The sequence below is a fragment of the Pseudomonas fakonensis genome (assembly GCF_019139895.1).
Classification (GTDB): domain Bacteria; phylum Pseudomonadota; class Gammaproteobacteria; order Pseudomonadales; family Pseudomonadaceae; genus Aquipseudomonas; species Aquipseudomonas fakonensis.
In genome coordinates this window covers 4,453,525-4,467,501 of record NZ_CP077076.1, presented here as the reverse complement: position 1 = coordinate 4,467,501, position 13,977 = coordinate 4,453,525, and the positions used below count along the sequence as shown (strand labels likewise).

The following is a 13,977-nucleotide window of genomic DNA, read 5'->3' as shown; positions in this document are numbered from 1 at the left end:
GGCGCTATGTACGCCGATCAACCCGCCTTTTCAGGCCACACCCCCAGGACCGCTGCGTTTTTTCCACAGGAAGCGACGCAACGCGTTGACGCCTGCGCGTTTGCAGGGGTATACAATGCGCCGCGTTTTACCTGTGACCCCCTTGCGTACCGCGCACTCTTGCTGACACCCGGTTGCTCTGCCCTGGGCCTTGCGCCCGTCGCTTGACTACCCGTCCAAGAAACCAAGGTAACCACCTTGCCCATTCCGCTGCGCCACGAGCGCGGTGGGTCCGATTCCGTCACAGATAAAAACAAGCAGGTGACTTCGTTCATGAGTGGACACAACCCTCAGTCCGGCGAACTCAAGCGTGGCTTGAAGAACCGCCATATCCAGCTGATCGCCCTGGGTGGCGCCATCGGCACCGGATTGTTCCTTGGCTCGGCCGGCGTGATGAAATCCGCAGGCCCGTCGATGATCCTCGGCTACGCCATCTGCGGCTTCATCGCCTTCATGATCATGCGCCAGCTTGGCGAAATGATCGTCGAGGAGCCGGTGGCCGGCTCCTTCAGCCACTTCGCCCACACTTACTGGGGCGGCTTTGCGGGCTTTTTGTCGGGCTGGAACTGCTGGGTGCTGTACATCCTGGTGGGCATGTCCGAGCTGTCGGCGGTGGGCAAGTACGTGCACTACTGGTGGCCGGAGATCCCGACCTGGGTAACCGCAGCGGGCTTCTTCGTGCTGATCAACGCCATCAACCTGATGAACGTGAAGTTCTTCGGTGAGGCCGAATTCTGGTTCGCCATCATCAAGGTGGCGGCGATCGTCGGCATGATCGCCCTGGGTGCCTGGTTGCTGACCAGCGGCAGCGGCGGCCCGGAAGCCTCGGTGACCAACCTGTGGTCCCATGGCGGCTTCTTCCCCCATGGTGTCAGCGGGCTGGTGATGGCCCTGGCGTTCATCATGTTCTCCTTCGGCGGCCTGGAAATGCTCGGTTTCACCGCAGCCGAGGCCGACAAGCCGAAGACCGTGATCCCCAAGGCGATCAACCAGGTCATCTACCGCATCCTGATCTTCTATGTCGGCGCCCTGGTGGTGCTGCTGTCGCTGACCCCGTGGGACAGCCTGGTGGCCAGCATCGACGCCTCCGGCGGCAGCTACGGCTCCAGCCCGTTCGTCCAGGTGTTCTCGATGCTGGGCAGCGATACGGCGGCCAATCTGTTGAACTTCGTGGTGCTGACTGCAGCGCTGTCGGTGTACAACAGCGGCACCTACTGCAACGCCCGCATGCTGCTGGGCATGGCCGAGCAGGGTGACGCCCCGGCGGCCCTGGCCAAGGTCGACAAGCGCGGCGTACCGGTGCGCTCGATCCTGGTATCGGCAGCCGTGACCCTGATCGCCGTGCTGCTCAACTACCTGATGCCGCAGAATGCGCTGGAGCTGCTGATGTCGTTGGTGGTCGCCACCCTGGTGATCAACTGGGCGATGATCAGCTACTCGCACCTCAAATTCCGCCAGCACCTGGACCGTACCGGCCAGAAGCCGCTGTTCAAGGCGCTGTGGTACCCCTACGGCAACTACATCGTGCTGGCCTTCGTGGTGCTGATCCTGGGCATCATGTTGATGATCCCGGGCATCCAGGTGTCGGTGTACGCGATCCCGGTGTGGCTGGTGGTGATGTATGTGGCCCACCTGCTCAAGGGCAAGCGTGGGGCGCAGGCGGCGGGTAGCGTGGCCAAGTAAGGCGCGTTTACCGCTCGCGAAAAACCCGATGCCGGGTGACTGGCATCGGGTTTTTTGTTGCCTGGGCTGGCCCTATCGCCGGCAAGCCGGCTCCTACAGGTATTGCGCAGGGCTCGAAAATGGCGCTGTCCATGTAGGAGCCGGCTTGCCGGCGATAGGGCCCTCAAATTTGCTCGAGTAGCCAGCTGCGAAACGCCCGCAACGACGGCAGCGCCTCGTTGCGCGGCGGGTAGATCAGGTAGTAGCTGCGCTGGCTGGCAAACGGCGCGCCGGCACTGACCAGCTCGCCGCTGGCCAGCTCTTCCTCGACCAGAATGCGTGGTACCAGGCCGATGCCGATACCGGCACGCACCGCCTGGATCAGGTGCGAGGTCAGCTCGAAACTGGGCCCCAGGCGCATGGCGCGGTGGGGCAGGGCGTGGTGCGAGAACCACTCGCCCCAGGCGTGGGGGTTGTTGGCCACGTTCAGTAGCAGCTGCCCGCTGATGCGCGCCGGGTCCCAGGGGCCCTCGGTCGCAGCCTGGGGCGGCAGGATCACCACCAGTTCCTCGGCGTGCAGGCGGTGGCAGACCAGCCCCGGCAGGTCGTGGCTGGCCACACCGATGGCAGCGTCGATCTCGCTGGTGTCGAAGTTGATCGCCTCGATGCGCGAATGAATGTGCACCAGCATGCCGGGGTGGGCGCTGTAGAAGGCATGCAGGCGCGGCAGCAGCCACTTCGAGCCGAAGGTCGGCAGCGTCGCCAGGCGCAGGTTGCCGACCCCGGACTGATACGCCAGCGCCTGCAGGGTGGCGCTGCGGATGCGCCCCAGGGCTTCGCTGAGTTCACGCTGGTACAGCCGGCCAACGTCGGTCAATTGCACCTGGCGGCCCTCGCGGCGGAACAGGGTTAGCCCGAGCTGCTGCTCCAGTGCCTGCACCTGGCGGCTCACTGCGCTTTGCGTCAGCGACAGCTCGACGGCCGCGCGGGTGTAGCTTTCATGCCGGGCGGCGGCCTCGAAGGCCAGCAGCAGCGACATCGAGGGCGTGAGGTGGCGGTAATTCATTCATAAAACTCATTGATAGCGGCAGGAATATCCGTTTGCCCCTGGCGTGAAACTACAGGAACATTGGCGCATTCGTCATCCGCTATGGGAAACCCATACCGGAATCGCAGGAAATACCCCTTTATCTGCAGGAGCGGGCTTGCCCGCGATGGCGTCAGCCCGGGCAACATCGATTGTGCTGCTGACGCCATCGCAGGCAAGCCTGCTCCTACAGGAGGGGCAGCGCCTGAAACCGTGAACCAGCCCCAATACCAAGAGGCCATCCCCAGATGATCGCCCAGCTGCCGACCCTTGCGCCTGCCGCCAATTACCCCGACTTCCTCGAAGCCCTGAAGCACAGCGGCTTCGGTGGCCAGATCAGCGCCGACTACGCCACCCGCACGGTGCTGGCCACCGATAACTCGATCTACCAGCGCCTGCCCCAGGCGGCGGTGTTCCCGCTGGACGCAGGCGACGTGGCGCGCATCGCCACGCTGATGGCCGAGCCGCGGTTTCGCGACATCAAGCTGACCCCGCGCGGCGGTGGCACCGGTACCAACGGCCAGTCGCTGACCGACGGCATCGTCGTCGACCTGTCGCGGCACATGAACAAGATCCTCGAGATCAACGTCGAGGAGCGCTGGGTGCGGGTGCAGGCCGGTACCGTCAAGGACCAGCTCAACGCCGCGCTCAAGCCCCACGGGCTGTTCTTCGCCCCGGAGCTGTCCACCTCCAACCGCGCCACCGTCGGCGGCATGATCAACACCGACGCCAGCGGCCAGGGCAGCTGCACCTACGGCAAGACCCGCGACCACGTACTGGAGCTGCACAGCGTGCTGCTGGGCGGCGAGCGCCTGCACAGCCTGCCGCTCGACGACGCAGCCCTGGAGCAGGCCTGCGCTGCACCCGGCCGGGTGGGCGAGGTGTACCGCATGGCGCGGGATATCCAGGAGAACCAGGCCGAGCTGATCGAAAGCACCTTCCCCAAGCTCAACCGCTGCCTGACCGGCTATGACCTTGCGCACCTGCGCGACGAGCAGGGGCGCTTCAACCTCAACAGCGTGCTGTGCGGCGCCGAGGGCTCGTTGGGCTATGTGGTCGAGGCCAAGCTCAATGTGTTGCCGATTCCGAAATATGCAGTGCTGGTCAACGTGCGCTACACAAGCTTCATGGACGCGCTGCGTGACGCCAACGCGCTGATGGCGCACAAGCCGCTGTCGATCGAGACAGTCGACTCCAAGGTGCTGATGCTGGCGATGAAAGACATCGTCTGGCACAGCGTCGCCGAATACTTCCCCGCCGATGCCGAGCGCCCGACCCTGGGCATCAACCTGGTGGAGTTCTGCGGTGACGAGCCGGCCGAGGTCAATGCGCGGGTGCAGGCGTTCGTCGAGCATCTGCAGCGCGACACCAGCGTCGAGCGCCTGGGCCATACCCTGGCCGAGGGCGCCGAGGCGGTGACCCGCGTCTATGTGATGCGCAAGCGCTCGGTGGGCCTGTTGGGTAGCGTCGAGGGCGAAGTGCGCCCGCAACCGTTCGTCGAAGACACCGCAGTACCGCCGGAAAAACTCGCCGACTACATTGCCGACTTCCGCGCGCTGCTGGACGGCTACGGGCTGGCCTACGGCATGTTCGGCCACGTCGATGCCGGCGTGCTGCACGTGCGCCCGGCGCTGGACATGAAGGACCCGGCCCAGGCCGCGCTGGTCAAGCCGATCTCCGATGCCGTGGCAGCGCTGACCAAGAGCTACGGCGGCCTGCTGTGGGGCGAGCACGGTAAGGGCTTGCGCTCGGAATACGTGCCGGAGTACTTCGGCGCGCTGTACCCGGCGCTGCAGCGCCTGAAGGGCGCGTTCGACCCGCACAACCAGCTTAACCCGGGCAAGATCTGCACCCCGCCAGACAGCGCCGAAGGCCTGACCCCGGTGGATGGCGTGACCCTGCGCGGCGACCTTGACCGCACCATCGACGAGCGGGTCTGGCAGGACTTCCCCAGCGCCGTGCACTGCAACGGCAATGGCGCCTGCTACAACTACGACCCCAACGACGCCATGTGCCCATCGTGGAAGGCCACCCGCGAGCGCCAGCATTCGCCCAAGGGCCGTGCCTCGCTGATGCGCGAATGGCTGCGCCTGCAGGGCGAGGCCAATATCGACGTGTTGGCGGCAGCGCGCAACAAGGTGTCGTGGCTCAAGGGGCTGCCGGCGCGGCTGCGCAACAACCGGGCGCGCAGCCAGGGCCAGGAGGACTTTTCCCACGAAGTCTACGACGCCATGGCCGGGTGCCTGGCGTGCAAATCGTGCGCCGGGCAGTGCCCGATCAAGGTCAATGTGCCGGACTTCCGCTCGCGCTTCCTCGAGCTGTATCACGGCCGTTACCAGCGCCCGTTGCGTGATTACCTGATCGGCTCGCTGGAGTTCACCATCCCGTACCTTGCCCATGCGCCGGGCCTGTACAACGCGGTGATGGGCTCGAAGTGGGTCAGCGGCCTGTTGGCCGACAAGGTCGGCATGGTCGATAGCCCCCTGATCAGCCGCTTCAACTTCCAGGCCACCCTGACCCGCTGCCGGGTGCAGGTGGCCAGCGTGCCGGCGCTGCGCGAGCTGACCCCGGCCCAGCGCGAGCGCAGCATCGTGCTGGTGCAGGATGCCTTTACCCGCTACTTCGAGACGCCGCTGCTGGCGGCCTTCATCGAGCTGGCCCATCGCCTGGGCCACAAGGTATTCCTGGCGCCCTACAGTGCCAACGGCAAACCGCTGCATGTGCAGGGCTTCCTCGGCGCGTTCGCCAAGGCGGCGATCCGCAATGCCACCCAGCTCAAGGCCCTGGCCGACTGCGGCGTGCCGCTGGTGGGCCTGGACCCGGCCATGACCCTGGTGTATCGCCAGGAATACCAGAAAGTCGATGGTGTGGAGTGCCCGCAGGTGCTGTTGCCACAGGAGTGGCTGATGAGTGCGTTGCCCGAGCAGGCGGCGGCCAACGCTGGCAGCTTCCGCCTGATGGCGCACTGCACCGAGAAGACCAACGTGCCGGCCAGTACCAGGCAGTGGGAGCAGGTGTTCGCCCGCCTGGGGCTCAAGCTGGTGACCGAGGCCACCGGTTGCTGCGGCATGTCCGGCACCTATGGGCACGAGGCGCGTAACCAGGAGAGTTCGAAGACCATTTTCGAGCAGTCCTGGGCGACCAAGCTGGACAAGGAAGGCGAGGCGCTGGCCACCGGCTACTCGTGCCGCAGCCAGGTCAAGCGCATGACCGAGAAGCAGTTGCGCCACCCGCTGGAAGTGGTGTTGCAGTTCGCCTCGCGCTGACTTTGAGGGCTTCATCGCCGGCAAGCCGGCTCCTACAGGGATGGCATCAACTTGTAGGAGCCGGCTTGCCGGCGATTGCGGCTAACGCCGTGCCTGGCGGTACAGGTACAGGCTCAGCACCAGCCCGCAAGCTGCCGCCGAGGCGGCGAACAGGAACATCGAAGCGAAGCCGAACCCAGCCGCCACCGCGCCCACCAGCGGCCCGGTGATCCCCAGCGACAGGTCGATGAACAACGAATAGGCCCCCACCGCCGCACCGCGGTTGGCTGCCGACACCTGGTTGACCGCCTCCACCCCCAGCGCCGGGAACACCAGCGAAAAACCGAACCCGCTCAGCGCCGCGCCCGCCAGGGCCGTCCCGGCATCGGGTGCCAGCCACAGCATCAAAAGCCCCAGGGTCTCCACCGACAGGCAGACGATGGCCACGCGAAAGCCACCCAGGCGGTTGATCATGTTGCCGAACAACAGCCGCGCGCAGATGAAGCTGGCGCCGAACAGGCTCAAGGTCAGCGCCGCGTTGGGCCAGTCACGGCTGGCGTAGTACAGGGTGATGAAGGTGGCGATGGTGCCAAAGCCGATCGAGCCCAGGGCCAGCCCCGAGCCGTGCGGGAACACCTTGCCCAGTACCTGCATGAACGGCAGGCGCTTGCCGCTGACCACCGGAGCCGCCTGCTTGGGCCAGGCCAGCAACAGGCCGAGCACACCCAGCAGGATGATGCTCACGCCCATGCTCCACAGCCCGAGGTTTTTCACCATCACCACCCCCAGCGGGGCGCCGATGGCCAGGGCGCCGTAACTGGCAATGCCGTTCCACGAGATCACCTTGGCCGTGTTGTCGGCGCCGACCCGGCCGATGCCCCAGCCGATGGAGCCCGAACCCACCAGGCTTTCGGCGCTGCCCAGCACCAGCCGGCCGAGCAGCAGGCAGGCCAGGCTCAGCCAGGGCCAGGGGGTGAGGAAGTGGCAGGCGAGCATGAATACGCCGCTCAGGCCGCAGCCGGTCAGCCCCCACATGACGGCTTTCTTGCTGCCGAGGTTGTCGATGATGCGGCTGGCGGTCGGGCGGCTGAGCAGGGTGGCGAGGTACTGCACGCTGATCACCAGGCCCGCGATCACCGCGCTGAAGCCTAGCTGGTTATGCACATAGCCCGGCAGTACGGCGAGGGGGATGCCGATGTTCAGGTAGCCGATGAAGGTGAAGAGGACGATGGAGACGACTTGCAGGGTGACCGCAAGGGGGCGCGGTGAATCGGGCATGGGGGCCTTCGGCGGGTAGTGGTTCTGGACGGTGTGAAAACGCGATGGCGGGGAGGTTGCCGCAGGCCAGCCGTTTTCACACTGTCGATGGGGGCGCGGTTATTCCTGGTCGGCGCTGGATTGATCGTCACTGCCCGGTTCGACGGCAGGCGTCGGTTCGGCGTGGGCAGCAACGGATTGCTCTTCAGGGTTCAGGCTTGGGAAGGGAAGATTCGGGATTTCATGCATCTCGTCGTTCCTCGCAAGTGTGAGTGAAAAGGCAGCGCTTGGCGCATGTATGGGGCTTCGAAAAGCTGGGGCAGGATACAGCAGTCTGGATGACAGTTTGAGAATTTTCCGATTCGCTTGTCGGTTTTTGCGGGCGGATATCGGACAGGGCAGGGTGCGGGTGGGTGCTTTTCTGTAGGAGCCGGCTTGCCGGCGATGAGGCCGTGCCGGGCGACACAAGCGTTGGATGGCACCGGCGTTGCCGGTGATCGCCGGCAAGCCGGCTCCTACAAGGGACGAGGTGTTACTTACGGCCTTCGGCGCCTTCGGCAACTTTGTCGGTGCGCGCGCACATGATGAAGTCGTTGCGGTGCAGGCCCTTGATCGAGTGGCTCCACCAGGTCACGGTGACCTTGCCCCACTCGGTCAAAAGGCCTGGGTGGTGGCCTTCGGCTTCGGCGATTTCGCCGACAGCGTTGGTGAAGGCCAGCGCGTGCTTGAAGTTCTTGAACAGGAACACGCGCTCCAACTCCATGTGGCCGTCGCGCACTTCGATGTTCCAGTCCGGGATTTCGCGGATCAGTTCCGCCAGCTCTTCGTCGGTGACTTTCGGCGCGTCGGCGCGACAGGCTTCGCAGTGGGCTTGGTTCAAGGCATTCATGGCTGTTGTCCGGTTTGAGTTGTTATCGGCAAGGGGCGGCTCAGGCCGCCGCCTTGGGTGGAAACTTCGGTGCGTGCAGGCCCAGTTGCATGGCCTGCTGGACCATGGCCGGGATGTCCTCGTGGGCCAGGTCGAACAGGCGCTTGAGGTTGGGCAGCACGAAGTACACCGGTTGCAGGATGTCGATGCGGTACGGGGTGCGCATGGCCTCGACCGGGTCGAAGGCCTGGTACTCAGGCTCGCCGGATAGACTGTAGACGGTCTCCTTGGGCGAGGAGAGGATGCCGCCGCCGTAGATCTTGCGGCCCTGGGCGGTTTCCATCAGGCCGAACTCGATGGTCATCCAGTACAGGCGCGCCAGGTACACGCGCTGCTCCTTGGTGGCTGCCAAGCCGAGCTTGCCGTAGGTGTGGGTGAATTCGGCAAACCAGGGGTTGGTCAAGAGCGGGCAGTGGCCGAAGATCTCGTGGAAGATGTCGGGCTCTTGCAGGTAGTCGAGTTCTTCAGGGGTGCGGATGAAGGTTGCCACCGGGAAGCGCTTGCTGGCCAGCAGCTCGAAGAAGGTCTGGAAGGGGATCAGCGCCGGTACCCGGGCGACCTGCCAGCCGGTGGTGGCGCCCAGCACCTTGTTCACTTCACCCAGTTGCGGAATGCGCTCGCGGGGCAGCTTGAGCTGCTCGATGCCGTCGAGGTATTCCTGGCAGGCGCGGCCTTCGATGACTTTCATCTGCCGGGTGATCAGGGTGTTCCATACCCCGTGCTCTTGCTCGGGGTAATCGATAAAACCATGCGCATCGGGCTCGCGTGCCACGTAGTGCGTCTGTTTCATGTGGCTCTCCTGGTGAGGGCTTTCTTGTTATGGGCAAGACATGCAACAGGAATAACCCCTTAGCCGGGGCTTTGCACGGGGTGCGGGCGCCATGTCGGGGCTGTGTTTTCCGCCATTTCGTAACGATAAGTTTACAAAGTGCGGTCGCCGCCGGAAAATCTGCATCATATAGATCAGTATTCGGCTGCTTTTGTCAGGTTTTTTTTACGACTTTTGTGCGTGGCCAACAGATAGTTGCTGCGCTTCGAGGCTATTCATGCGTATCAAAGTGCACTGCCAGAACCGCATCGGCATCCTGCGCGACATCCTCAACCTGCTGGTGGAGTACGGCATCAACGTGCTGCGCGGCGAGGTGGGGGGCGACCATGGCAATGCCATCTACCTGCACTGCCCGAACCTGATCAACTTGCAGTTCCAGGCGCTGCGGCCCAAGTTCGAGGCCATCACCGGGGTGTTCGGGGTCAAGCGCGTCGGCTTGATGCCCAGCGAGCGACGGCACATGGAGCTCAACGCGCTGCTGGGCGCGCTGGACTTCCCGGTGCTGTCGATCGACATGGGCGGCAGCATCGTCGCGGGCAACCGGGGCGCAGCGCAGCTGCTGGGGGTGCGGGTGGACGAGGTGCCGGGGCTGCCGCTGTCGCGCTACGTCGAGGACTTCGACCTGCCCGAGCTGGTGCGGGCCAACAAGTCGCGTATCAATGGGCTGCGGGTCAAGGTCAAGGGCGATGTGTTCCTGGCCGATATCGCGCCGTTGCAGTCCGAGCACGATGACAGCGAAGCCCTGGCTGGCGCGGTGCTGACCCTGCACCGCGCCGACCGGATCGGCGAGCGTATCTACAACGTGCGCAAGCAGGAGCTGCGGGGCTTTGACAGTATTTTCCAGAGCTCGAAGGTGATGGCTGCGGTGGTGCGCGAGGCGCGGCGCATGGCGCCGCTGGATGCGCCGCTGCTGATCGAGGGCGAGACCGGCACCGGCAAGGAGCTGCTGGCCCGCGCCTGTCACCTGGCCAGCCCTCGTGGCCAGGCGCCGCTGATGGCGCTCAACTGTGCCGGTTTGCCGGAGTCGATGGCCGAGACCGAACTGTTCGGTTACGGGCCGGGGGCCTTCGAGGGCGCGCGGGCCGAGGGCAAACTCGGGCTGCTGGAGCTGACGGCCGGCGGCACGCTGTTCCTCGACGGGGTCGGGGAGATGAGCCCGCGGCTGCAGGTGAAGTTGCTGCGCTTTCTGCAGGATGGCTGCTTTCGCCGGGTGGGCAGCGACGAGGAGGTGTATCTGGATGTGCGGGTGATCTGCGCGACCCAGGTGGATTTGTCCGAGTTGTGTGCCCGCGGCGAATTCCGCCAGGACCTCTACCACCGCCTGAACGTGCTGTCGCTGCACATCCCGCCGCTGCGCGAGTGCATGGATGGCCTGGACGGTTTGGTGCAGCATTTTCTCGACCAGGCCAGCCGGCAGATCGGCTGCCCGATGCCGCGCTTGTTGCCGGCGGCCATGGACAAACTGGCGCAGTACCACTGGCCGGGCAATGTGCGGCAACTGGAGAACGTGTTGTTCCAGGCGGTTTCGTTATGTGAAGGCGGTGTGGTGAAAGGCGAACATATTCGCCTGCCGGATTATGGCGTGCGCCAGCCGTTGGGCGAGTTTTCGCTGGAAGGGGAACTTTCGGATATTGTCGGGCGCTTTGAAAAGGCGGTACTGGAAAGTTTGCTTGGCGAGTTTCCCAGTAGCCGGGCGCTGGGGAAAAGATTGGGTGTGTCGCACACGACCATTGCCAACAAATTACGGGATTATTCCCTGGGCAAGTCGGCGGAATAAGGCAGTTAGTTAATTAAACTTTAACCTCGTCGCGGGGCAAGCCCGCTCCCACGATAACCCCGTGAGAGCGGGCTTGCCCCGCGATGGATGCTGGATCAACCGTTGGAACAACCGTTCCCCATCACGCGGTATTCGAGAATGTGCTTCTGGCCCTTGGAGTCCTCGTAGGTCATGCGGGCGGGCACGACTTCGCAGACGTTCGGGACTTCGCTCATGGAGATGACGCGGGCGATGTCCAGGTGCTGCGAGTAACTGTACTGTTCAACCGGAATCTGCTCGGCATCTTTTGCCTCGCCGGCCATTGCCGCGCCGCAAAGACTACCAAGTACCAATACCAGTAAAGCTTTCATTTTCTATTTACCTGTCTAAGGTCGTGAGGGGGCACGCGGCACTTTTGGCGCCGCGAGTACAGCAAGTTTTAGAGAGTTAGATTAGTTGCCGATTAACACGTTGCCTTCGTGGGGGCTGTGACCAGTTAGTTAATCGCGTTGCCGTTGCTGGCAAGGTGAATTTTATGGCGCTGGTGGCGGCCGAAACAGAGGGTCTTTTGATAAAGACTTTTGACAGAAATCGTAACAATCCCTCTGGCGTTACCTTCACTCATGGCTGTATGCCACGATCTAGAGCGGTCGTTCCAATTCCGGGCGGGTGCGGCCCGTCGCGTTACTACCAACGTCGAATGGTGTTTGGCGCTCTGATACAGTTACAAACGGTTCCATACAAAAACAACTATTACACCGAGGTAACACAGATGAGTGCGGCTCCACTGTATCCCGTTCGTCCCGAGGTTGCGGCCAGTACCCTGACCGACGAGGCCACCTACAAGGCCATGTACCAGCAATCGGTGATCAACCCGGACGGCTTCTGGCGCGAGCAGGCCCAGCGTCTGGACTGGATCAAGCCCTTCACCAAGGTCAAGCAGACCTCGTTCGACGACCACCATGTCGATATCAAGTGGTTCGCCGACGGCACTCTGAACGTCTCCTCCAACTGCCTGGACCGCCACCTCGAAGAGCGCGGCGACCAGCTGGCAATCATCTGGGAGGGCGACGACCCTTCCGAGCACCGCAACATCACCTACCGCGAGCTGCACGAGCAGGTCTGCAAGTTCGCCAACGCCCTGCGTGGCCAGGACGTGCACCGTGGCGATGTGGTGACCATCTACATGCCGATGATCCCCGAGGCCGTGGTGGCGATGCTGGCTTGCGCCCGCATCGGCGCGATCCACTCGGTGGTGTTCGGCGGCTTCTCCCCTGAGGCGCTGGCCGGGCGCATCATCGACTGCAAGTCCAAGGTGGTGATCACCGCCGACGAAGGTGTGCGCGGTGGGCGGCGTACCCCGCTCAAGGGCAACGTCGACCTGGCGCTGACCAACCCTGAAACCAATAGCGTGCAGAAGATCATCGTGTGCAAGCGCACCGGTGGCGACATTGCCTGGCACCAGCACCGCGACATCTGGTACGAAGACCTGATGAAGGTTGCCTCCAGCCACTGCGCGCCGAAAGAAATGGGCGCCGAAGAGCCGCTGTTCATCCTTTATACCTCGGGCTCCACCGGCAAGCCGAAGGGTGTGCTGCACACCACCGGCGGCTACTTGGTGTACGCCGCGCTGACCCATGAGCGGGTGTTCGACTACCGCCCGGGCGAAGTCTACTGGTGCACCGCCGACGTGGGTTGGGTCACCGGCCACAGCTACATCGTCTACGGCCCGCTGGCCAATGGCGCCACCACCTTGCTGTTCGAAGGCGTGCCGAACTACCCGGACATCACCCGCGTGTCGAAGATCGTCGACAAGCACAAGGTCAACATTCTCTACACCGCCCCGACTGCTATCCGCGCCATGATGGCCGAAGGGCAGGCGGCGGTGGCCGGCGCCGATGGCTCCAGCCTGCGCCTGCTGGGTTCGGTGGGCGAGCCGATCAACCCGGAAGCCTGGAACTGGTACTACAAGACCGTCGGCAAGGAGCGTTGCCCGATCGTCGACACCTGGTGGCAGACCGAAACCGGCGGCATCCTGATCAGCCCGCTGCCGGGCGCCACCGGCCTGAAGCCTGGCTCGGCCACCCGCCCGTTCTTCGGGGTGGTGCCGGCGCTGGTGGACAACCTGGGCAACCTGATCGAGGGCGCCGCCGAGGGCAACCTGGTGATCCTCGATTCGTGGCCAGGCCAGTCGCGTTCGCTGTACGGCGACCACGACCGCTTCGTCGATACCTACTTCAAGACCTTCCGTGGCATGTACTTCACCGGTGACGGTGCCCGCCGTGACGAGGACGGCTACTACTGGATCACCGGCCGCGTGGATGACGTGCTCAACGTGTCCGGGCACCGCATGGGCACCGCCGAGATCGAAAGCGCCATGGTTGCCCACTCGAAGGTGGCCGAAGCTGCAGTGGTGGGGGTGCCCCATGACATCAAGGGCCAGGGCATCTATGTCTACGTCACCCTGAATGCCGGCGAGGTGCCGAGCGAGCAGTTGCGCCTGGAGCTGAAAAACTGGGTGCGCAAGGAGATCGGCCCGATCGCCTCGCCGGACGTGATCCAGTGGGCGCCCGGCTTGCCGAAAACCCGCTCGGGCAAGATCATGCGCCGCATCCTGCGCAAGATTGCCACTGCCGAGTACGACGCCCTGGGTGATATCTCCACCCTGGCCGACCCAGGCGTTGTGCAGCACCTGATCGACACCCACAAGGCCATGAGCCTGGCCTCGGCCTGACCTTCAGGCCTGTGCTGTACCTGTAGGAGCCGGCTTGCCGGCGATGAGGCCGGCACAGGCGGCCCCATCAGTGTCACAAAGCCCAACGAAAACCCCGCCGCGCAACCGGCGGGGTTTTTGCTTTACTGAAGGAATTGTTACTCCGACATTCATCGGTAACCAATCCTGTCGGACAGTTCGCACAATAGTGGGGCTTGCGGGAACATTTCTGCGCCATCCCGGGGCGCTTTTGTAGTCGTTTTCTGCTGTGGGGCACACTGCGCTTGCCGGAATTCAAGGCTTTGCCAATAATGGGCGCGCTTATTGCTTTGGGTAAAGGTTATTTTTCTTTTGCGCTTGCATAATATGCAAGAGCTGTCAATATCGCCCGCCGCGGTTTCAGGCGCTTCTATAACTAGTTGTCGCTTTGAAGAAATATCGACTAACGGGCTGTCGCTAAA

10 protein-coding genes are annotated in these 13,977 nt (G+C 63.8%); 4 read left to right on the top strand and 6 right to left on the bottom strand.

Annotated elements, in window-relative coordinates; genetic code table 11:
• Positions 1-312 precede the first annotated feature (312 nt).
• Positions 313-1,722, top strand: coding sequence for an amino acid permease (locus KSS94_RS19605; RefSeq protein WP_217839729.1), 1,410 nt, complete (start codon positions 313-315; stop codon positions 1,720-1,722).
• Between the two features lie 163 nt (positions 1,723-1,885).
• Here KSS94_RS19605 and KSS94_RS19600 read toward each other — a convergent pair whose 3' ends face one another.
• The gene (locus KSS94_RS19600; RefSeq protein WP_217839728.1) at positions 1,886-2,767 is read right to left on the bottom strand and encodes a LysR substrate-binding domain-containing protein; all 882 of its coding nucleotides are present in this window, start codon (positions 2,765-2,767) and stop codon (positions 1,886-1,888) included.
• A gap of 269 nt (positions 2,768-3,036) precedes the next feature.
• Here KSS94_RS19600 and ydiJ point away from each other — a divergent pair, with 269 nt between their 5' ends.
• The gene (gene ydiJ / locus KSS94_RS19595; RefSeq protein WP_217839727.1) at positions 3,037-6,054 is read left to right on the top strand and encodes a D-2-hydroxyglutarate dehydrogenase YdiJ; all 3,018 of its coding nucleotides are present in this window, start codon (positions 3,037-3,039) and stop codon (positions 6,052-6,054) included.
• Between the two features lie 81 nt (positions 6,055-6,135).
• On the opposite strand, the gene KSS94_RS19590 is transcribed toward ydiJ, so the two are convergent.
• The 4 genes from KSS94_RS19590 to phhA all read right to left on the bottom strand — a co-directional run bounded on the left by KSS94_RS19590 (position 6,136) and on the right by phhA (position 9,008).
• Complete coding sequence (locus KSS94_RS19590) at positions 6,136-7,311, bottom strand: MFS transporter (RefSeq protein ID WP_217839726.1); 1,176 nt, start codon at positions 7,309-7,311, stop codon at positions 6,136-6,138.
• Between the two features lie 99 nt (positions 7,312-7,410).
• Complete coding sequence (locus tag KSS94_RS27380; protein WP_263975033.1) at positions 7,411-7,539, bottom strand: hypothetical protein; 129 nt, start codon at positions 7,537-7,539, stop codon at positions 7,411-7,413.
• Between the two features lie 283 nt (positions 7,540-7,822).
• Complete coding sequence (locus KSS94_RS19585; RefSeq protein ID WP_217839725.1) at positions 7,823-8,179, bottom strand: 4a-hydroxytetrahydrobiopterin dehydratase; 357 nt, start codon at positions 8,177-8,179, stop codon at positions 7,823-7,825.
• 40 nt (positions 8,180-8,219) lie between these two features.
• Positions 8,220-9,008 (bottom strand): phenylalanine 4-monooxygenase, encoded by a 789-nt coding sequence (phhA, locus tag KSS94_RS19580; protein ID WP_217839724.1) that lies wholly within the window; start codon positions 9,006-9,008, stop codon positions 8,220-8,222.
• 256 nt (positions 9,009-9,264) lie between these two features.
• On the opposite strand from phhA, the gene KSS94_RS19575 reads away from it, so the two are divergent.
• Positions 9,265-10,824: a sigma-54-dependent transcriptional regulator gene (locus KSS94_RS19575; protein ID WP_217839723.1), complete on the top strand. Its 1,560-nt coding sequence runs from the start codon at positions 9,265-9,267 to the stop codon at positions 10,822-10,824.
• A 95-nt stretch (positions 10,825-10,919) separates the two neighbouring features.
• Here the strand turns inward: KSS94_RS19575 and KSS94_RS19570 are convergent, their stop codons facing one another.
• Positions 10,920-11,174, bottom strand: a complete 255-nt coding sequence (locus KSS94_RS19570; protein WP_003260110.1) for a DUF2790 domain-containing protein — start codon at positions 11,172-11,174, stop codon at positions 10,920-10,922.
• Positions 11,175-11,575: 401 nt separating this feature from the next.
• Here KSS94_RS19570 and acs point away from each other — a divergent pair, with 401 nt between their 5' ends.
• Positions 11,576-13,537, top strand: a complete 1,962-nt coding sequence (acs, locus tag KSS94_RS19565) for an acetate--CoA ligase (protein WP_217839722.1) — start codon at positions 11,576-11,578, stop codon at positions 13,535-13,537.
• Positions 13,538-13,977: the final 440 nt, after the last annotated feature.